Origin of the sequence: Pseudomonas benzopyrenica, from assembly GCF_036884265.1 — a bacterium.
GTDB classification, from domain to species: domain Bacteria; phylum Pseudomonadota; class Gammaproteobacteria; order Pseudomonadales; family Pseudomonadaceae; genus Chryseomonas; species Chryseomonas benzopyrenica.
In genome coordinates this window covers 1,781,216-1,800,199 of sequence record NZ_CP145723.1, presented here as the reverse complement: position 1 = coordinate 1,800,199, position 18,984 = coordinate 1,781,216, and the positions used below count along the sequence as shown (strand labels likewise).

General features: G+C 64.3%; 19 protein-coding genes. 15 read left to right on the top strand and 4 right to left on the bottom strand.

The features are described from left to right. Positions 1–116 precede the first annotated feature (116 nt). The gene (locus V6W80_RS08365) at positions 117–1,067 is read right to left on the bottom strand and encodes a flagellar protein MotY (RefSeq protein ID WP_338546566.1); all 951 of its coding nucleotides are present in this window, start codon (positions 1,065–1,067) and stop codon (positions 117–119) included. 141 nt (positions 1,068–1,208) lie between these two features. On the opposite strand from V6W80_RS08365, the gene pyrC reads away from it, so the two are divergent. The 4 genes from pyrC (at position 1,209) to bfr (ending at position 3,930) form a co-directional block, all read left to right on the top strand. Next, positions 1,209–2,252, top strand: coding sequence for a dihydroorotase (gene pyrC / locus V6W80_RS08360; protein ID WP_338546564.1), 1,044 nt, complete (start codon positions 1,209–1,211; stop codon positions 2,250–2,252). Positions 2,253–2,254: 2 nt separating this feature from the next. Further along, a complete protein-coding gene (rnt, locus tag V6W80_RS08355) occupies positions 2,255–2,926 on the top strand; it encodes a ribonuclease T (protein ID WP_371099781.1) in 672 nt (223 codons plus the stop codon). Between the two features lie 118 nt (positions 2,927–3,044). After that, positions 3,045–3,260: a bacterioferritin-associated ferredoxin gene (locus V6W80_RS08350; RefSeq protein ID WP_026083759.1), complete on the top strand. Its 216-nt coding sequence runs from the start codon at positions 3,045–3,047 to the stop codon at positions 3,258–3,260. A gap of 193 nt (positions 3,261–3,453) precedes the next feature. Then, the gene (gene bfr, locus V6W80_RS08345; protein ID WP_017640309.1) at positions 3,454–3,930 is read left to right on the top strand and encodes a bacterioferritin; all 477 of its coding nucleotides are present in this window, start codon (positions 3,454–3,456) and stop codon (positions 3,928–3,930) included. Positions 3,931–3,989: 59 nt separating this feature from the next. Here the strand turns inward: bfr and grxD are convergent, their stop codons facing one another. Further along, the gene (grxD, locus tag V6W80_RS08340) at positions 3,990–4,316 is read right to left on the bottom strand and encodes a Grx4 family monothiol glutaredoxin (protein WP_017640308.1); all 327 of its coding nucleotides are present in this window, start codon (positions 4,314–4,316) and stop codon (positions 3,990–3,992) included. Between the two features lie 243 nt (positions 4,317–4,559). On the opposite strand from grxD, the gene V6W80_RS08335 reads away from it, so the two are divergent. Beyond that, positions 4,560–4,964, top strand: coding sequence for a DUF3597 domain-containing protein (locus V6W80_RS08335; protein WP_231356353.1), 405 nt, complete (start codon positions 4,560–4,562; stop codon positions 4,962–4,964). A gap of 193 nt (positions 4,965–5,157) precedes the next feature. Beyond that, positions 5,158–6,075 (top strand): ornithine carbamoyltransferase, encoded by a 918-nt coding sequence (argF, locus tag V6W80_RS08330; protein WP_026083758.1) that lies wholly within the window; start codon positions 5,158–5,160, stop codon positions 6,073–6,075. A 45-nt stretch (positions 6,076–6,120) separates the two neighbouring features. Here the strand turns inward: argF and V6W80_RS08325 are convergent, their stop codons facing one another. Then, positions 6,121–6,903, bottom strand: a complete 783-nt coding sequence (locus tag V6W80_RS08325) for a PhzF family phenazine biosynthesis protein (RefSeq protein ID WP_017640305.1) — start codon at positions 6,901–6,903, stop codon at positions 6,121–6,123. Positions 6,904–7,198: 295 nt separating this feature from the next. Here V6W80_RS08325 and V6W80_RS08320 point away from each other — a divergent pair, with 295 nt between their 5' ends. From V6W80_RS08320 to metR, 5 genes are all read left to right on the top strand, one after another. After that, positions 7,199–8,071, top strand: coding sequence for an MIP/aquaporin family protein (locus tag V6W80_RS08320; protein WP_017640304.1), 873 nt, complete (start codon positions 7,199–7,201; stop codon positions 8,069–8,071). 30 nt (positions 8,072–8,101) lie between these two features. Continuing rightward, a complete protein-coding gene (gene glpK, locus V6W80_RS08315; RefSeq protein ID WP_093249319.1) occupies positions 8,102–9,610 on the top strand; it encodes a glycerol kinase GlpK in 1,509 nt (502 codons plus the stop codon). A gap of 171 nt (positions 9,611–9,781) precedes the next feature. Next, entirely contained in the window at positions 9,782–10,546 is a 765-nt protein-coding gene (locus V6W80_RS08310; protein WP_338546560.1) for a DeoR/GlpR family DNA-binding transcription regulator, read from the top strand. Positions 10,547–10,702: 156 nt separating this feature from the next. Next, positions 10,703–12,232 carry a glycerol-3-phosphate dehydrogenase gene (gene glpD, locus V6W80_RS08305; protein ID WP_338546558.1) on the top strand — a complete coding sequence of 510 codons (1,530 nt, stop codon included), beginning with the start codon at positions 10,703–10,705 and terminating at the stop codon, positions 12,230–12,232. Positions 12,233–12,380: 148 nt separating this feature from the next. Further along, positions 12,381–13,298 carry a transcriptional regulator MetR gene (metR, locus tag V6W80_RS08300; protein ID WP_064307222.1) on the top strand — a complete coding sequence of 306 codons (918 nt, stop codon included), beginning with the start codon at positions 12,381–12,383 and terminating at the stop codon, positions 13,296–13,298. A gap of 22 nt (positions 13,299–13,320) precedes the next feature. On the opposite strand, the gene V6W80_RS08295 is transcribed toward metR, so the two are convergent. Further along, the gene (locus V6W80_RS08295) at positions 13,321–13,581 is read right to left on the bottom strand and encodes a type B 50S ribosomal protein L31 (RefSeq protein ID WP_007162739.1); all 261 of its coding nucleotides are present in this window, start codon (positions 13,579–13,581) and stop codon (positions 13,321–13,323) included. Positions 13,582–13,978: 397 nt separating this feature from the next. Between V6W80_RS08295 and V6W80_RS08290 the strand changes: the two genes are divergently transcribed. Genes V6W80_RS08290 through V6W80_RS08275 form a run of 4 tightly spaced genes read left to right on the top strand, consistent with a single transcriptional unit; the run spans position 13,979 to position 18,973 of the window. After that, positions 13,979–15,751 (top strand): N-acetylglutaminylglutamine amidotransferase, encoded by a 1,773-nt coding sequence (locus V6W80_RS08290; RefSeq protein WP_338546557.1) that lies wholly within the window; start codon positions 13,979–13,981, stop codon positions 15,749–15,751. 13 nt (positions 15,752–15,764) lie between these two features. Further along, positions 15,765–17,504 carry an N-acetylglutaminylglutamine synthetase gene (gene ngg / locus V6W80_RS08285; RefSeq protein ID WP_338546556.1) on the top strand — a complete coding sequence of 580 codons (1,740 nt, stop codon included), beginning with the start codon at positions 15,765–15,767 and terminating at the stop codon, positions 17,502–17,504. Continuing rightward, positions 17,501–18,688: an osmoprotectant NAGGN system M42 family peptidase gene (locus V6W80_RS08280; protein WP_017640298.1), complete on the top strand. Its 1,188-nt coding sequence runs from the start codon at positions 17,501–17,503 to the stop codon at positions 18,686–18,688. The genes ngg and V6W80_RS08280 overlap by 4 nt, the downstream gene beginning before the upstream one ends. Positions 18,689–18,742: 54 nt before the next feature. Next, positions 18,743–18,973 carry a YheU family protein gene (locus V6W80_RS08275; RefSeq protein ID WP_007162735.1) on the top strand — a complete coding sequence of 77 codons (231 nt, stop codon included), beginning with the start codon at positions 18,743–18,745 and terminating at the stop codon, positions 18,971–18,973. Positions 18,974–18,984 lie beyond the last annotated feature (11 nt).

Sequence of the window (18,984 nt, the reverse complement as noted above, 5' to 3'; positions counted from 1 at the left end):
GCCGTTCGCTCCCGTGTGTTGCGTTGAGTCGGAAAGCGACAAGTCTACTGGTCGCCTCGCCGCTTTTACAGGGGCGCGACGCACTCTGATGTCTGGGCGACATCCGGTCGGGTGGATCAGCCCTTGGGTTTGGCGGGCGGTGCCGGGGTAGGCGCCGGCGGTTCGGCCGGATTGGCGGCGGTGCTGGTGGTTGGCGCGGCCGCTGGTTCGCTGCTTGCCGGCGCCCGCGAGAACACCAGGGTCACCCGGCGATTGAGCGCGCGATTGGCCTTGCTGGTGTTGGGTGCCACGGGATACTGCTCGCCAAAGAAGCGCAGCTCGATCTGCTCGGCGGCGAAACCCTTGCTCTTGAGGTACTCCATCACGGCGATGGCCCGCAGGCGGGATTCCTGGCGATTGTCCAACCGGGTGCCCTGGTTGTCGCTGTAGCCGGAGACGATGACGTGATTGACCGTCGGATCGGCCTTCAGGTACTCGTCGATGAGATCGAGCTTGGCCTTGGCAAGGTCGTCCAGGGTATCGCCGCCGCCCGGGAAGCCGACCTGGGAATGACGGATCTGCTCGAAGTTGACCGCCAGCAGCTTCTGGGTACAGGCCTGGAATTGCTGGTACGCCGGCTCGAAGCGCACCGGCAGCAGCCGGACCTCGACCTGGTCGTCCAGGGCACCTGCCCTGCTCACCTGGGGCATACGCCCTTCCATCAGCCCCGCCAGCAGGCGCTGCGCCTGTTGTGCGCTGGTGGCCAGCGCCTGTTCGCCCTCCACCACCTTGACCGAGCCGAGGCTGATGTCGCCGAGCCCCGGCTTCCAGGGCACTGCGGCCGCCTTGAGGTGGGCACTGCCCGCCGGCAGCCACTGGCCATTGGGCCGCAGCTCGAACACCGTGGCTTCGCCCGCGCGGCGCAGGAAGCCACCACTGCCGAAGCGCGGGATGGGCTGCACCAGCCGACAGGCGAAGATGTCGCCCTCCACTTTCCATTCCACGCTCTCGAGCCGGCTCTGGAAGGTCATTCCCCAGGCCGGCACGGCGAGCAGCAGACAGGAAAGGAAGAGGTAACGCGGTCGCACGTCGGGCTCCGGAAAGAAAAAGTACCTGGGCTTCTTATCGGTCGAGGGCACGGAAAACTTGAGCGCGGTCCCGCCGCACGGATGCCGGCTACCCCCTTTTCCGGTAGCATTTCCCCACTTTCCCGCAGCCTGGAATCCCGCATGACCGACCGGATCACCCTTGCCCGTCCCGATGACTGGCACATTCACCTGCGCGACGGCGCCGCCCTGCCGCAGACCGTCGCCGACGCCGCCCGGGAATTCGGTCGCGCCATCGTCATGCCCAACCTGGTGCCACCGGTGCGCAACGCCGAACAGGCCGCTGCCTACCGCGAGCGTATCCTGGCCGCACGCCCGGCCGGCAGTCGCTTCGAGCCGCTGATGGTGCTCTACCTCACTGATCGCACCAGCCCGGACGACGTACGTAGCGCCAAGGCCAGCGGCTTCGTGCACGCCGCCAAGCTCTATCCGGCCGGTGCCACCACCAACTCCGATTCCGGGGTCACCTCGCTGGACAACCTCTTCCCCACCCTGGAAGCCATGGCCGAGATCGGCCTGCCGCTGCTGGTGCATGGCGAGGTCACCCATGCCGAGGTGGATGTCTTCGACCGCGAGAAGCGATTCATCGACGAGCACCTAGTGCGTATCGTCCAGCGCTTCCCGACGCTGAAGGTGGTGTTCGAGCACATCACCACCGGTGATGCCGCTGCCTTCGTGCGCGAGGCCCCGGCCAACGTCGGTGCCACCATCACGGTCCACCACCTGCTGTACAACCGCAACCACATGCTGGTGGGCGGGATCCGGCCGCACTTCTATTGCCTGCCGATCCTCAAGCGCAACACCCACCAGAGCGCCCTGCTGGACGCCGCCACCAGCGGCAATCCCAAGTTCTTCCTCGGCACCGACTCGGCGCCCCATGCCCGTCACGCCAAGGAAGCCGCCTGTGGCTGCGCCGGCTGCTACACCGCCTATGGCGCCCTGGAACTCTATGCCGAGGCCTTCGAGAGCCGCAACGCCCTCGACCGCCTGGAAGGCTTCGCCAGCCATTTCGGTGCCGACTTCTACGGCCTGCCGCGCAATACCGAGATCGTCACCCTGGTGCGCGAGGACTGGCAGGCGCCGGCCTCCCTGCCGTTCGGCGACCATGAGGTGATTCCGCTGCGCGCGGGCGAAACGCTGCGCTGGCGGCTGGAGGTGGGCGCATGAGCATGGATGAGACCTTCAGCGACGAACTGGATGCCAGCCAGCCGATGTCCGACTCGCGCATCCCCATGGCGCGCCGCTTTCGCGGCTATTTGCCGGTGGTGGTGGACGTCGAGACCGGTGGCTTCAACGCCGCCACCGATGCCCTGCTGGAAATTGCCGCCACCACCGTGGCCATGGACGAGGAAGGCGTGCTCTATCCGGATCACACCTACTTCTTCCGCGTCGAACCCTTCGTCGGCGCCAACATCGAACCGGCGGCGCTGGAGTTCACCGGCATCAAGCTCGACCATCCGCTGCGCATGGCGGTGGGCGAAGAGCAGGCGCTGAGCGAGATCTTCAAGGGCGTGCGCAAGTCGCTCAAGGCCAGTGGCTGCAAGAGAGCCATCCTGGTCGGCCATAACAGCAGCTTCGACCTGGGTTTCCTCAATGCCGCGGTCTTGCGTTGTGGCCTGAAGCGCAATCCCTTCCACCCCTTCTCCAGCTTCGATACCGCAACCCTCGCCGGCCTGGCCTATGGTCAGACGGTATTGGCTAAGGCCTGTCAGGCGGCCGGTATCGAATTCGATAATCGCGAAGCCCACTCGGCCCGTTACGACACCGAGAAGACTGCCGAGCTGTTCTGCGGCATCGTCAATCGCTGGCGGGAGATGGGCGGCTGGGTCGACCTGGACTGATCGGACAACCGCCTGTCGCCCAGGACACCTTTGATGAGATTTTGCCGCCTACAACTTTGACAATCATTCTCATTGTCATTAGCTTTGGCGGCACCTCCACTCATACAGCAGGCGATCCATGTACGTGTGTCTTTGCCGTGGCGTGACCGACAAGCATATTCGCGAAGCCATCTATGAAGGCTGCTGCAGTTATCGGGAAGTCCGGGAAAGCACGGGTTGCGCCACCCAGTGCGGCAAGTGCGCTTGCCTCGCCAAACAGGTGGTCAAGGAAACCCTCGGTGAACTGCATGGTGCCCAGCAGCTCGCCTACGCCCTGGACGTCCCGCGCGCCTGAGCGACATCCCTGCAAAAAAATGCCGGACCTTGCGTCCGGCTTTTTTATTGTCTAATCAAACGCTTACGGAAAGGATGAAAAAGCTTTCGATTACCGTTCGATTTTCGTCGATTTTTCAACAACTTAAGCTTTTGACAAAGGGCCCTTCCACGCTCAGACTGCCGGCAATCCCACCCGATTTGCAGGTCCGGCCATGAAAGGCGATATCACCGTCATCCAGCATTTGAACAAGATCCTCGGCAACGAACTGGTGGCCATCAACCAGTACTTCCTGCACTCGCGGATGTACAACGACTGGGGTATCCGCAAGCTGGGCCATCACGAGTACAAGGAATCCATCGACGAGATGAAGCACGCCGATCGCCTGATCGAGCGCATCCTATTCCTGGAAGGCCTGCCCAATCTGCAGGACCTGGGCAAGCTGATGATCGGCGAGAACACCCAGGAAATGATCCAGTGCGACCTGCGCCTGGAAATCAGCGCCGTGGCTGACCTGCGTGAAGCCATCACCTATTGCGAAAGCGTACGGGACTACGTGAGCCGCGACATGCTCAAGAGCATCCTCGAGTCCGAGGAAGAGCACATCGACTGGCTGGAAACCCAGCTGAGTCTGATCGCCAGCGTCGGGATCGAGAACTACATCCAGTCGCAGATGCACGACGACGATTGATCGGGCAAACGCCCATAAAAAAAGCCCGCACGCTGCGGGCTTTTTCATGGGCCAAAGACTCAGGCGTCCTTGGTTTCCACGGCTTGCTTGATCAGGGTCTGCAGCTCGCCCTTCTCGTACAGCTCGGCCAGGATGTCGCTGCCGCCGACCAGCTCGCCGCCCACCCACAGCTGGGGAAAGGTCGGCCAGTTGGCGTACTTGGGCAGATTGGCACGGATTTCCGGATTCTGCAGGATGTCGACATAGGCGAATTTTTCGCCACAGGCCATCAACACCTGAGCGGCACGGGAAGAGAAGCCGCACTGAGGCGCGTTCGGCGAACCCTTCATGTAGAGCAGCACGGGATTGTTGGCAATCTGGTCTTTGATGGTATCGATGATTTCCACGATGCACCTCGCTAATACGGTGGGACGATTGTAACGGAAAGGCCGGTGGAACGCCGGGATTTCCGCGACGTCCAGCCCGAAACAAGCGCGGCTCGACCTGGCAATCGACCACGTCTGTCGAGGCACGTTCGCTCCGCCCGCAGCGATTTGGCAGACCAACTGGCAAACTTTGGCGGCGAGGCTGTGGTCAGGTTAAGGGTAGGCGCCACTCGGTGCGCCTGATCCAAGACCCAGGAGAACTCCATGAGCCTGTTCAGCAAGATCCTCTCGAAGCTCGGCATTGGTGAAGCCCACGCGGATACCCCCGCCGCAGCGCCCACCACCGGCACGACCGATACCGCCGCACCTGCCGGCAACCCGGCCGCGACCGGCAGCGCCACTTCCATGAGCCAGGTGGACGTCGCCGCCAAGCTCGACGGCCTGGCCGCCCAGAAAGGCGAACAGCTCAACTGGAAGACCTCCATCGTCGACCTGCTCAAGCTGCTCGACCTGGACAGCAGCCTGACCGCGCGCCAGGAACTGGCCAAGGAGCTGAACTGCCCCGCCGACAAGCTGAACGACTCCGCCCAGATGAACATGTGGCTGCACAAGGCCGTTCTGCAGAAGCTGGCCGACAACGGCGGCAACGTTCCCACCGACCTGCTGTAACCCCCACCCGTCCGCTACCCTGTCCCAGGCTAGCCGCCCTGAATTGAGGGCCTAGCCTGCGATGGTGGTAAAATGCGACATGAACTTATACCATTTCGCCTTTGGTCTTTCCGCCGTTTGAAACGGCATGCTCTCAGGTTCGCCGCGTCCTCCAGGGACGGCCGTTACCGGGACGGGACGCTAGGGTAACGAAATGACGGTTCGCCACTTTCTCTCTTTCATGGATTGTTCCTCCGCGGAACTCCGCCAACTCATCGCACGGGGCATCGAGCTCAAGGCCCTGCGTAACCGGGGTGTGCTGCACGAACCCCTGCGCAATCGCGTCCTGGGCATGATCTTCGAGAAGGCCTCGACCCGCACCCGCCTCTCCTTCGAGGCCGGCATGATCCAGCTCGGCGGCCAGGCGATCTTTCTCTCCTCCCGGGATACCCAGCTCGGCCGCGGTGAACCCGTTCCGGACAGCGCCCGCGTCATGTCGAGCATGCTAGACGGCGTGATGATCCGCACCTACGCCCACGAGATGCTGACCACCTTCGCCGCCCATTCCCAGGTGCCGGTGATCAATGGTCTGTCGGATGACCTCCACCCCTGCCAGCTGCTGGCCGACATGCAGACCTTCTTCGAACACCGGGGCGATATCCGTGGCAAGACCGTGGCCTGGATCGGCGACGGCAACAACATGTGCAACAGCTACATCGAGGCGGCCGAACAGCTCGACTTCACCCTGCGCATTGCCTGTCCGGAAGGCTACGAGCCCAACCCGCGCTTTCTCGAACGGGCCGGCGACCGCGTGCAGCTGACCCGGGATCCGCGTGAGGCCGTGGCCCAGGCGCACCTGGTCAGCACCGATGTCTGGACCTCCATGGGCCAGGAAGAAGAAACCCGTCTGCGCCTGGCAGCCTTCAAGCCCTACCAGGTCACCGCCGAGCTGCTCGATGGCGCCGCCCCCGAGGTGCTGTTCATGCACTGCCTACCGGCTCACCGCGGTGAGGAAATCAGCCATACCCTGCTGGACGATCCGCGCGCCGTGGTCTGGGACGAAGCCGAAAATCGCCTCCACGCCCAGAAGGCGCTACTCGAATTCCTCATCAAGCCGCCGCTACACGCCTGATCCTGGCGTAGGCCTCGGTTGCGCCAGGCAGCCGAGGCCTTTGGCTCACAGCAACAGCTGCCCGCGCATGACCGTTACCGCCCGCCCGGCGATACTGACCCGATCGCCTTCCAACCGACACCTGAGTTGCCCACCGCGAGCGGAGAGTTGCTGGGCGGTGAGCATCCGCTTGGCCAGTCGCCGCGACCAGTAGGGAATCAGGCTGCAATGCGCCGAGCCGGTGACGGGATCCTCGTCCACGCCCACTGCCGGGGCGAAGAAGCGCGAGACGAAGTCGACCTCCTGTCCCCGTGCGGTCACGATGACGCCCTGCCAGGGCAGCCGGGCAATGGCAGCCAGATCCGGCTTGCAGTCACGCACCGCCTGTTCCGACTCCAGCAGCACCAGCAGCTTGTCCGCCGCCAGGGCATCCACCGGCGAGACCTGCAGGGCTCGCTCCAGTTCGGGCGTCACCCCCAGCTCCGTGGGCACCAACGCCGGAAAATCCAGCGCCAGCAGGCCATCGCCCTCGCGAAACACCCGCAGCACGCCCGACTGGCAGATGAACTCCAGTCGATCTCCAGGCTCTCCATAGGCTTCAAACAGCACATGGGCGGCTGCCAGGGTGGCATGACCGCATAATGGCACCTCGGTCCGCGGGGTGAACCAGCGAATCCGCCAGGTCTCGCCCTCGCGCACCACGAAGGCGGTTTCCGAAAGATTGTGCTCGGTGGCGATTCGCTGCAGCAGCTCGTCGGCCGGCCAGCTATCCAGGCGGTAGACGGCAGCAGGATTGCCGCGAAAGGCCTGATCGGTGAAGGCATCGACCTGATGAAATTCTAGGGACATGCACGCTACCTGAGCAGAAGAAGAGAAACAGCAAGCGTCAACGTCGCACGGGCACCCGGCCTCTGATGATCCCTGTAGCGACGGCTACAGCCTAAGACCGGCCGATGGACAGGTTGTCTTCACAAGTCCTATGACCAAAATAGCAGGCGGCGTCGCATCGGCAATGAATTGTCGAACGTCGTCACTGTTTTTGCGCTCAGGAGCTTTGACAGTTTTCATATTTGAAATTAGATTTTCGGTTGCGAACAAATGGCCCATCGGCCACCTATAAATACAACAACCACGAGGCTCCCCCATGAGTACTCTTCTCGCTCCAACACTACGCGGTCAATGCATCGCCGAATTCCTCGGCACAGCCCTGCTCATCTTCTTCGGTACCGGCTGCGTGGCGGCCGCGAAGGTCGGCGGCGCTACCCTCGGCCTGTGGGAGATCAGTATCATCTGGGGCGTCGGCGTGAGCATGGCGGTCTACCTATCCGCCGGTGTCTCCGGCGCGCATCTCAGCCCGGCCGTCACCATCGCCCTCTGGCTGTTCGGTGGCTTCGAAAGACGCAAGGTCCCGGCCTACATCCTGGCCCAGGTCGCCGGTGCCTTCTGTGGCGCGGCGCTGGTCTACGGCCTCTACAGCAGCCTGTTTTTCGATTATGAACAGGCCCACAACATGGTCCGCGGCAGCCAGGCGAGCCTGGAACTGGCCGGCGTCTTCTCCACCTATCCCCATCCTTCCCTGTCGATCGGTCAGGCCTTCCTGGTGGAAGCCGTCATCACCGCCATCCTGCTGGCCATGATCATGGCCCTCACCGACGACGGCAACGGCCTGCCCCGTGGCCCGCTCGCCCCCCTGCTGATCGGCCTGCTGATCGCCGTGATCGGTGGTTCCATGGGTCCGCTGACCGGCTTCGCCATGAACCCGGCCCGGGATTTCGGACCCAAGCTGATGGCCTTCTTCGCCGGCTGGGGTGAAATCGCCTTTACCGGTGGCCGCGACATCCCCTACTTCCTGGTGCCGATCTTCGGCCCCATCGTCGGTGCCTGCCTGGGCGCCGCCGGTTACAAGGCGCTGATCTGCCGCCACCTGCCCGGCCTGGCTTCCGGTGCCTGCGACGTCCCGGCCAAGGCCGAGGACAGCGCCCGCACCGAAGTGAACTCCGCTTCCAAAGCGTCCTGATCGCCGCGAATCACAATAAGGAATACGACCATGACCGACCAGAACAAGCAGTACATCGTCGCGCTCGACCAGGGCACCACCAGCTCGCGTGCCATCGTGCTGGACCGCAATGCCAACGTGGTGACGATCGCCCAGCGCGAATTCGCGCAGATCTATCCCCAGGCCGGCTGGGTCGAGCACGACCCCATGGAGATCTGGGCCACCCAGAGCGCGGTGTTCGTCGAGGCCCTGGCCCAGGCCAGCATCAGCACCGAGCAGATCGCCGCCATCGGCATCACCAACCAGCGTGAAACCGCCATCGTCTGGGACAAGCTCACCGGTCGTCCCATCTACAACGCCATCGTCTGGCAGAGCCGCCAGAGCACCGCGATCTGCGACCAGCTCAAGCGCGACGGCATGGAAGACCATATCCGCAAGACCACCGGCCTGGTGATCGATCCCTATTTCTCCGGCACCAAGATCAAGTGGATCCTCGATCACGTCGAAGGCAGCCGTGAACGCGCCCGCCGCGGCGAGCTGCTGTTCGGCACCGTGGACACCTGGCTGATCTGGAAGATGACCCACGGTCAAGCCCACGTCACCGACTACACCAACGCCTCCCGCACCCTGCTGTTCGATATCCACAAGCGTGAGTGGGATGCCACCATGCTCGAGGTGCTCGACATCCCGCGCGAGATGCTGCCGGAAGTGAAATCCTCCTCCGAGGTCTATGGCCAGGCGCACCTGGGCAGCGGCCAGACCACCGGCATCCCCATCGCCGGTATCGCCGGCGACCAGCAGGCGGCGCTGTTCGGCCAGATGTGCGTAGAGCCCGGCCAGGCCAAGAACACCTATGGCACCGGTTGCTTCCTGCTGATGAACACCGGCGAGAAGGCGGTGCAGTCCCAGCACGGCCTGCTGACCACCATCGCCTGCGGTCCTCGCGGCGAGGTCAACTACGCCCTGGAAGGCGCCATCTTCAACGGCGGCTCCACCGTCCAGTGGCTGCGTGACGAGCTCAAGGTGATCAACGATTCCCTGGACTCCGAGTACTTCGCCACCAAGGTGACCGACAGCAACGGCGTCTACCTGGTCCCGGCCTTCACCGGTCTGGGCGCGCCCTACTGGGATCCCTATGCCCGCGGCGCGCTGTTCGGCCTGACCCGGGGCGTGAAAGTGGACCACATCATCCGCGCCACTCTGGAATCCATCGCCTTCCAGACCCGCGACGTGCTGGACGCCATGCAGCAGGATGCCGGCGAAGCCTTGAAGTCCCTGCGCGTGGACGGCGGCGCCACCGCCAACAACTTCCTCATGCAGTTCCAGTCGGACGTGCTCGGCACCCGGGTCGAGCGACCGGAAATGAAGGAGACCACGGCCCTGGGCGCGGCCTACCTCGCGGGTCTCGCCACCGGCTTCTGGAGCAGCCTGGACGAGTTGCGCAGCAAGAGCACCATCGAGCGGGTCTTCGAACCGGCTTGCGATCCGAGCAAGAGAGACACCCTGTACAAGGGTTGGAAGAAGGCAGTCGAGCGTACCCGCGGCTGGGCGCTGGACTGAGTCGAATCCGACCGGGAGGCGGCCGGTACTCGCCGGGCCGCTTCCCGCAAGGCTCCCCCACGAGGCCGGCGTCTTCCGACGCCGGTCTTGCTTTGCGCGACAAGCGCTTTCCACCTTGAAAGAGCTACGGCATCCTCTGTGAATTTACTCGATCACCTCAAGGAAGCCGTAATGAGCCTGGCGCCTCGCCAACAGCAGATTCTCGAACTGGTCCGTGAGCGCGGCTACGTCAGCATCGAAGAGCTGGCCCAGCATTTCTCCGTCACCCCCCAGACGATCCGCCGCGACATCAACCAGCTCGCCGAAGCCGGGCTGCTGCGGCGCTACCACGGGGGTGCCGCCCACGACTCCAGCGTGGAAAACACCGAATACAGCATGAGGGCCGGACAGATGCGCGAGGAAAAGCGCCTGATCGCCGAAGCCGTGGCCGCTGCCGTGCCCGACCATGCCTCGCTGTTCATCAACATCGGCACCACCACCGAGGCCATCGCCCATGCCCTGCTCGGGCATCGCAGCCTCAAGGTCATCACCAACAATCTGCACGTGGCCAACATCCTCAGCGCCAAGGACGACTTCGACGTGCTGATCGCCAGCGGCAAGGTGCGCAGCGATGGCGGCGTGGTGGGCCAGGCCACGGCCGACTTCATCAAGCAGTTCAAGGTCGACTACGCCCTGGTGGGCATCAGCGGTATCGACGAAGACGGCACCCTGCTGGATTTCGACTACCAGGAGGTCTGCGTCTCCCAGGCCATCATCCACAATGCCCGCCAGGTGTTTCTCGCCGCCGACTCCAGCAAGTTCGGCCGCAACGCCATGATCCGCCTGGGCAGCCTGGAGCAGATCGATCAGCTGTTCACCGAGAAGGAGCCCTCTCCGGCCTTCGCGCGCTGCCTGCGCGAATGGCAGGTCAAGGTCGAGGTAGCGCGCCCGCGCTGACCTCCAGGGGCGACGACCATTCGTCGCCTCCCCCCTCTCCATATTCGTTTTTTTTCGTTTTAGCGGTCTGAAGACACAGGCCTGGCTAGAACCTGAGTTTTTGCTGGGCTATTATGTTCGAAACCGAATAATTATGTTCGTTTCACAGGAGGCACCATGGCCCAGGCACCCACTGCAACTCCCCGGACCTACGATCTCGCCGTCATCGGCGGTGGCATCAATGGCGTCGGCATCGCCGCCGACGCCACCGGTCGTGGCCTGTCGGTGTTCCTCTGTGAACGTGACGACTTGGCGAGCCACACCTCCTCTGCCAGCAGCAAGCTGATCCACGGCGGCCTGCGCTACCTGGAACACCATGAGTTTCGGCTAGTGCGCGAAGCCCTGGCCGAGCGCGAGGTACTGCTGGCGAAGGCGCCCCACATCGTCAAACCGATGCGCTTCGTCCTGCCCCATCGCCCGCACCTGCGTCCGGCCTGGATGATCCGTGCCGGTCTCTTCCTTTATGACCACCTCGGCAAGCGCGAAAAGCTGCCGGGTTCGCGCGGCCTGAAATTCGATGCCCAGGGGCCGCTCAAGGCCGAGATCAAGCGTGGCTTCGAGTATTCCGATTGCTGGGTGGACGATGCCCGGCTGGTGGTGCTCAACGCCATGCAGGCGCGGGACAAGGGTGCCGACATCGTGACCCGCACCCGTTGCGTCAGTGCCCGTCGCGTCGAGGGTCACTGGGAGGTTGAGGTCGAAGGTCCTCAGGGTCGCCAGCAAATCCGTGCCAAGGGCCTGGTCAATGCCGCCGGCCCCTGGGTCGCCAGCTTCATCCGTCAGGACCTGCAGCAGAAGTCGCCCTATGGCATCCGCCTGATCCAGGGCAGCCATGTCATCGTGCCCAAACTGTACGAAGGCGACCAAGCCTACATCATGCAGAACGAGGACCGCCGCATTGTCTTCGCCATTCCCTACCTGGGCCAATACACCATGGTCGGCACTACGGATCGCGAGTACCAGGGCGATCCGGCCAAGGTGACCATCACCGACCAGGAAATCGACTATGTGCTGGGGGTGGCCAATGCCCACTTCCGCAAGCAGCTCAGTCGCGATGACGTCCTGCACACCTTCTCCGGTGTCCGCCCGCTGTGCGACGACGAGTCGGATAACCCCTCCGCCATCACGCGCGACTACACCCTGTCGCTGGCCGAAGAACAGGGCGCCCCGCTGCTGTCGGTGTTCGGTGGCAAGCTGACCACCTACCGCAAGCTGGCCGAGTCGGCGATGGCGCAGCTGCAGCCCTTCTTCCCCCGGCTGGGCAACAGCTGGACAGCCTCGGCACCGCTGCCCGGTGGCGAGAACATGACCACGCCCCAGGCCTTGACCCGCGAACTGCTGGACAAGGTCAGCGGCCTGACGCCGGCCCTGGCGCAGCGCTGGGCCACCACCTATGGCAGTCGGGTCTGGACCCTGCTGGGTGATTCGCGCTCGGTGGAGGAACTAGGTGCGGTAATCGGCGCTGACCTCCACGTGCGTGAAGTGGAATACCTGCAGCGCCACGAGTGGGTCACCCGTGCCGATGACGTGCTCTGGCGGCGGACCAAGCTGGGCCTGGTATTCACCAATGCGGAGCGGGCCGCTCTGGAAAACCTCCTGGCGCATTCCGAACCCGCCCGGAGCGCCAAGGACAGCAACGCGGCCTGACGCCTGCTGTTCCTGAGCGGGCAATCCGCTCAGGAACAATGGTGTTCACCCTTGCAATAGACACTGAAACAGCGCGCCAGGCGCGTTGGAGCATAGGCAGCACCATGAAAAGTCTTCATGATGCACCTTTACCTCCAGCGCCGACGCCATGTTCGAACTTCGCCACCTGAAAACCCTGCATGCACTCCGCGAATCCTCCAGTCTGGTGGAGGCTGCAGAACGCTTGCATCTGACCCAGTCCGCCCTCTCCCATCAGTTCAAGGAACTGGAAGAACGGCTGGGGACCCCGCTATTCATTCGCAAGACCAAACCCATCCGCTTCACCAGCGCCGGTTTGCGCCTGCTGCAGACCGCGGACGCGGTGTTGCCGCATCTGCGCAGTGCCGAACGGGATCTGGCGCGCCTGGTGGGCGGGACGGCGGGCCGGCTGCACATGGCCATCGAATGCCACAGCTGCTTCCAATGGCTGATGCCGACCATCGACCAGTTTCGCGATTCCTGGCCGGAAGTGGAGCTGGACCTGGCCTCCGGATTCTCCTTCGCACCCTTGCCCGCGCTAGCGCGGGGCGATCTGGATCTGGTGGTGACCGCCGATCCAGTGGACCTCTCGGGGGTCACCTATGTGCCGCTGTTCACCTACGAAGCCCTGCTGGCGGTGGCCAACCAGCATCCCCTGGCACAGCGGCCCTATATCGTGCCCGAGGACCTCGCCCAGGAGACCCAGATCACCTATCCGGTGGAGCGTGATCGACTGGATATCTTCACCCGCTTTCTCGATCCGGCCGATGTCGAACCGCTGTCGATTCGCACGGCGGAGATGACGGTGATGATGCTGCAACTGGTGGCGTCAGGCCGTGGCGTCTGCTGCCTGCCCAACTGGGCGATCCATGAGTACAGCTCGCGCGGCTACGTGACGGCGCGCCGGCTGGGGGAGAAAGGCCTCTATGCGACGCTCCATGCGGCGATTCGCGAAGACATGCTGGAAGCGCCCTTCATGCAGGATTTCCTGCTGACCGCCAAGGACACCTCCTTCGCCACCCTCGAAGGGGTCAGCAGCGCGCGCTGAGCCGGCGCGCTGCCCGTGGCGCTTACTTGCTGTTGCCACCCGGGAAGCCGGCGAACTTCTTGTTGAAGCTCGAGACGCGGCCTTCGACCTTCATCTGGCGCTGCTCGCCGGTGTAGATGGGGTGGGAAGCGCTGGATACGTCGAGGCTGATGTAGGGATAGGTCTCGCCTTCGTATTCCTGGGTGCGGTCGCTCTCAGCCGTGGAGCGAATCAGGAAGTAGGTGTCCGAGGTGGTGTCGTGGAACAGCACGGGACGGTAGTTGGGATGGATACCGGGTTTCATGAGACGTCTCCTGGTCTGGGGCGCCGAAGACAGGATGCCTTCCGCGCGCCGATTAAAGATACATTATAACATATAAAGATCACTTTTGCAGTCCCGCCTGTGACGGTGGCGGCAGCCATGACCCTTGCGATGGAACCATCCGCCGCGCCTGGGGCTCGTAACCTGAGGCCCTGACCGGCGGTACCCCACTCTCTTTGAGACCCGCTGTCGGTCGGTGCGTGCGTTCAGGCCCACGGCGCCAGACAGACGAGCTGTCCGCCCCTGCCCTTTGCGCCCGCACGACGCCCTGCATTGGCTTCTCAAGGATCGCGAGAAGTCCACACGCATTGGATGCGCACGCCGGGTTCGGGATTGAACTCACCGCGCCGCATCCCAAGGATTCAAGAGGCACAGCACCATGTGCGGCATCGCCGGAGAGCTTCGTTTCGATCAACAACCTGCAGCCATCAGCGCGGTGGAGCGCATCACTCACCGCCTCGAACAGCGCGGACCGGATGCCTGGGGTTTCCATAGCCAGGGGCCGGTCGCCCTGGGCCACCGGCGGTTGAAGATCATGGATCTGGCGGAAGCCTCGGGCCAACCCATGATCGAGCCGGAACTGGGTCTGTCTATGGTGTTCAACGGCGCCATCTACAACTATCCGGAACTACGTACCGAGCTGGAAGCCAAGGGTTATAGCTTTTATTCCGGTGGTGACACCGAAATCCTGCTCAAGGCCTATCACGCCTGGGGCAAGGACATGCTGCCCAAGCTCAACGGCATGTTCGCCTTCGCCATCTGGGAGCGAGACAGCGGTCGGCTGTTCATCGCCCGGGATCGCCTGGGGATCAAGCCGCTGTATCTATCGTTCACCGACAAACGCCTGAGATTCGCCTCCAGCCTGCCCGCCCTGTTGGAAGCCGGTGACATCGACACCCGCATCGATCCGGTCGCGCTCAACCACTACCTGAACTTCCACGCCGTGGTGCCGGCACCGCGCACCATCCTGCAGGGCGTGCAGAAGCTGCCGCCAGCGACCTGGATGACCGTGGATGCGTCTGGCCAGCAGCATCAGGAGACCTGGTGGAATCTGGACTACGGTCCCCGTGAAGACGAGCGTCGCTACACCCTGGACGACTGGGCCGAGCGCGTCCTGCATGGTCTCAAGGACGCCGTGGCGATCCGGCAGCGCGCGGCGCGCGAGGTCGGCGTGCTGCTCTCCGGCGGGGTGGACTCCAGCCTGCTGGTGGGCCTGCTGCACGATTCGGGGGTCAAGGACCTGCTGACCTTCTCCATCGGCTTCGAGGATGCCGGCGGCGAGCGTGGCGACGAATTCCAGTATTCCGATCTGATCGCCAATCACTACGGCACCCGTCACCATCAACTGCGCATCGCCGAGGACGAGATCATCCAGCAGCTGCCGCGCGCCTTCTCGGCCATGAGCGAGCCGATGGTGAGCCACGACTGCATCGCCTTCTATCTGCTGTCGCGCGAGGTCTCCAAGCACTGCAAGGTAGTACAGAGCGGCCAGGGCGCTGACGAACTCTTCGCCGGTTACCACTGGTATCCCCAGGTGCATGGCGCCGCCGATCCCTTCGCCGCCTATCGCGCTGCCTTCTTCGACCGCGACTATGCCCAGTACGCCGCCACGGTGCAGGCAGGCATGCGCCTGGAGGAAGACGCCGCCGAGGCCTTCGTGCGTCAGCACTTCGCCAAGCCGGGCGCCAGCGCCGGGGTCGACAAGGCCCTGCGCCTGGACAGCACCGTGATGCTGGTGGACGACCCGGTCAAGCGGGTCGACAACATGACCATGGCCTGGGGCCTGGAAGCTCGGGTGCCCTTCCTCGACTATCGCCTCGCCGAACTCTCGGCGCGCATTCCCGCCGAATTCAAGTTGGGCGATGGGGGCAAGCAGGTGCTCAAGGCCGCCGCGCGCAAGGTCATTCCCCAAGAGGTGATCGACCGGCCCAAGGGCTATTTCCCGGTGCCGGGCCTCAAGCACCTGGAAGGCAACACACTCAGCTGGGTACGCGAGCTGCTGCTGGATCCCAGCCAGGATCGCGGCCTGTTCGACACCGCCGAGATCGATCGCCTGCTGACCAATCCAGCCGACCGCATCACGCCCCTGCGTGGCTCCAAGCTCTGGCAACTCGCCGCGCTCAACCTCTGGCTGAGCGAACACGGACTGTGAGGGTGCAAGACGCATGAAAGCGACCAGCTACAACCAGCGCCTCCAGCGTGCCCAGACGCCCTCCTACGAACGGCTGCAGGCGCGCCTGGCGGAAGGCGATCATCCGACCTCCCAGCCGCTCTGCCTGCATTGCGGCTGGGGACGGCTGCTCGTCGGCCATACCTATCCCGACCCCGCCAGCCTGGCCAAGGAGCTGCTCACCGAAACGCCGGGCGAGCGCGACATCGCCCTCTACGTGGCCGCTCCGCACCAGGTGCTGGCCCAGGCGCCACAACAGCTGTTTCTCGACCCCAGCGATACCCTGCGGGTCTGGTTCAGCGACTATCGCCCGGCACGCCGGATCTATCGCGGCTTTCGTATCCGCCGCGCCTGCTCCGCGCAGGACTGGAGCGAGATCAACCGGCTCTATCAGCAGCGCCATATGCTGCCCGTCGACACCGAGCGGCTGACGCCCCGGCACAAGGGCGGCCCGGTCTACTGGCTGGCGGAAGACGACGACAGCGGCGCCATCATCGGCTCGGTGATGGGCCTCAATCACGTCAAGGCCTTCCAGGATCCCGATGGCGGCTCCTCGCTGTGGTGCCTGGCGGTATCGCCCGAGTGCAGCCGACCCGGCGTCGGCGAGGCGCTGGTGCGCCACCTGATCGAGCACTATGCCAGTCGCGGCCTGGCCTATCTGGACCTGTCGGTGCTGCATGACAACCTGCAGGCCAAGCGCCTCTACGACAAGCTGGGTTTCCGACCGCTGCAGACCTTCGCCATCAAATGCAAGAACGGCATCAATCAGACGCTTTTCCTCGGCCCCGGCCCTGCTGCCGAACTGAATCCCTATGCACGGATCATTGTCGACGAAGCCCTGCGGCGTGGCATCGAGGTGCAGGTGGACGATGCCGAAGGGGGTCTTTTCACCCTGATCCAGGGCAACAGGCGCATCCGTTGCCGCGAATCCCTCACCGATCTCACCTCCGCCGTGACCATGACCCTCTGCGCCGACAAGGTGCTGACCAGCCGTACCCTGGCCCGGGCCGGGTTGAAGGTCCCTGAACAGCAACTGGCGGGCAGCGACGAAGACAACGCCGCCTTCCTGGAGAAGCATGGCGCTCTGGTGGTCAAGCCGGTCAATGGCGAACAGGGCAAGGGCGTGGCCGTGGATATCCGCGACGCCGAACACCTCGCCACCGCCATCCAGGCGGCGCAGCGTTATGACGATCGCGTGCTGCTGGAAAGCTTTCACCAGGGCCTCGACCTGCGGATAGTGGTCATTGGCCACGAGGTGGTGGCTGCGGCCATCCGCCGGCCGGCGGAAATCGTCGGCGACGGTCAGCACAGCGTCCGGGACCTGATCGAAGCCCAGAGTCGCCGTCGCCAGGCCGCCACCGGCGGCGAGTCGCGCATCCCGGTGGACGAGGAAACCGAACGCGCCATCCGCGGTGCCGGCTACGAGTGGGACAGCGTGCTTCCCACCGGCACCCACCTGGCCGTGCGCAAGACCGCCAACCTGCACACCGGCGGCATCCTGGAAGACGTCACCGACAGCCTCCATCCGGTGCTGGCCGACGCTGCCATCCAGGCGGCCCGGGCACTGGACATCCCCGTCACCGGCATGGACCTGCTGGTCCCGGCTGCCGACTCGCCCGACTACGTCATCATCGAAGCCAATGAGCGGCCGGGCCTGGCCAATCACGAGCCCCGCCCCACCGCCGAACGCTTCATCGACCTGCTGTTCCCGCTCTCCCGGGAGGTTCCGCTATGAATCGCTTGCCCGAGCCCGATCTGGATTACCTGCGCAAGGTCCTGCTGGACATGCTGGCCATCCCCAGCCCCACGGGTTTCACCGACACCATCGTCATGTACGTGGCCGAACGGCTCAACGAACTCGACATCCCCTTCGAACTGACCCGCCGCGGCACCATCCGCGCCACCATCAAGGGCCACAAGGAGAGTCCCGACCGGGCCGTCTCCGCGCACCTGGACACCATTGGCGCCATCGTCCGCGAGATCAAGGACAATGGCCGCCTGGGCCTGGCGGCGGTCGGCCACTGGTCGAGTCGCTTCGCCGAAGGCAGCCGGGTCAGCCTGTTCACCGATGACGGCACCCTGAGAGGCAGTGTGCTGCCGCTGCTGGCCTCCGGTCACGCCTTCAACACCGAAATCGACAAGATGCCGGTGACCTGGGACCACATCGAATTGCGCCTGGATGCCGTGACCAAGAGCCGCCATGAGACCGAACAGCTGGGCGTGCAGGTCGGCGACTTCGTCGCCTTCGATCCGCTGCCGGAATTCACCGACAGCGGCTACATCAGCTCGCGTCACCTGGATGACAAGGCGGGCGTCGCCGCCCTGCTCACCGCGCTGAAGATGCTCAAGGAAACTGGCCAGACGCCGCCGATCGACTGCCATCCGCTGTTCACCATCACCGAAGAAGTGGGCTCCGGCGCCGCCGGTGCCCTGCCTTGGGACGTCAGCGAATTCGTCGGCATCGACATCGCCCCAGTCGCGCCCGGCCAGCGCTCCGACGAGCACCGCGTCAGCGTGGCCATGCAGGATTCCGCCGGCCCCTACGACTATCACCTGTCACGGCACCTGCTGCGCCTGGCGCAACGCAACGACATCCCAGTGCGCCGCGACCTGTTCCGCTACTACTACAGCGACGCCCACTCGGCGATCAGTTCCGGCCAGGACGTGCGGGTCGCCCTGCTGGCCTTCGGTTGCGACGCCACCCATGGCTACGAGCGCACCCATATCGTCAGCCTGGCGGCGCTCAGCCAGCTGCTGACCGGCTACATGCTCAGCCCGCCGGTGTTCGACAGCGATGCGCAACCGGCCGACAGCTCGCTGGACCGCTTCGGTCACCAGTTGCTGCCGGAAGACACCCAGATGGACAACCAGACGCACCTGCCGCCGCTGGAGGAGGTCGTTGGCGACGGCAGCAAATAGCGTTCGAACCAAGCGCCTGGGGTATCCTGGGCGCCTTTTTTCAGGCCCCTCTCCATGATCATCCCCCACGACCAGCTCGCTGCCGCCACCCTCGACAACCTGCTGGAAGACTTCGTCACCCGCGACGGCACCGACAACGGTGACGAGACGCCCCTGGCGACCCGTACCCAGCGCGCGCGCCGTGCCCTGGAAACCGGCGAAGCCGTCATCCTCTTCGATCCGGACAGTGCGCTGTGCCAACTGGTGCTGCGCCGCGACGTGCCGCCCGAGTTGCTCGACGACTAGCGCGTCTCGCG

Bases quoted from the DNA above. Each gene is read 5' to 3' on its own strand.
- rnt (WP_371099781.1), top strand. From the start codon at position 2,255: ATGGATGAGACCTTCAGCGACGAACTGGATGCCAGCCAGCCGATGTCC.
- ngg (WP_338546556.1), top strand. From the start codon at position 15,765: ATGAAAGCGACCAGCTACAACCAGCGCCTCCAGCGTGCCCAGACGCCC.
- V6W80_RS08350 (WP_026083759.1), top strand. From the start codon at position 3,045: ATGTACGTGTGTCTTTGCCGTGGCGTGACCGACAAGCATATTCGCGAA.
- V6W80_RS08275 (WP_007162735.1), top strand. From the start codon at position 18,743: ATGATCATCCCCCACGACCAGCTCGCTGCCGCCACCCTCGACAACCTG.
- glpK (WP_093249319.1), top strand. From the start codon at position 8,102: ATGACCGACCAGAACAAGCAGTACATCGTCGCGCTCGACCAGGGCACC.
- glpD (WP_338546558.1), top strand. From the start codon at position 10,703: ATGGCCCAGGCACCCACTGCAACTCCCCGGACCTACGATCTCGCCGTC.
- metR (WP_064307222.1), top strand. From the start codon at position 12,381: ATGTTCGAACTTCGCCACCTGAAAACCCTGCATGCACTCCGCGAATCC.
- V6W80_RS08290 (WP_338546557.1), top strand. From the start codon at position 13,979: ATGTGCGGCATCGCCGGAGAGCTTCGTTTCGATCAACAACCTGCAGCC.
- V6W80_RS08295 (WP_007162739.1), bottom strand. From the start codon at position 13,581: ATGAAACCCGGTATCCATCCCAACTACCGTCCCGTGCTGTTCCACGAC.
- V6W80_RS08320 (WP_017640304.1), top strand. From the start codon at position 7,199: ATGAGTACTCTTCTCGCTCCAACACTACGCGGTCAATGCATCGCCGAA.
- V6W80_RS08310 (WP_338546560.1), top strand. From the start codon at position 9,782: ATGAGCCTGGCGCCTCGCCAACAGCAGATTCTCGAACTGGTCCGTGAG.
- pyrC (WP_338546564.1), top strand. From the start codon at position 1,209: ATGACCGACCGGATCACCCTTGCCCGTCCCGATGACTGGCACATTCAC.
- bfr (WP_017640309.1), top strand. From the start codon at position 3,454: ATGAAAGGCGATATCACCGTCATCCAGCATTTGAACAAGATCCTCGGC.
- V6W80_RS08325 (WP_017640305.1), bottom strand. From the start codon at position 6,903: ATGTCCCTAGAATTTCATCAGGTCGATGCCTTCACCGATCAGGCCTTT.
- V6W80_RS08280 (WP_017640298.1), top strand. From the start codon at position 17,501: ATGAATCGCTTGCCCGAGCCCGATCTGGATTACCTGCGCAAGGTCCTG.
- V6W80_RS08335 (WP_231356353.1), top strand. From the start codon at position 4,560: ATGAGCCTGTTCAGCAAGATCCTCTCGAAGCTCGGCATTGGTGAAGCC.
- argF (WP_026083758.1), top strand. From the start codon at position 5,158: ATGACGGTTCGCCACTTTCTCTCTTTCATGGATTGTTCCTCCGCGGAA.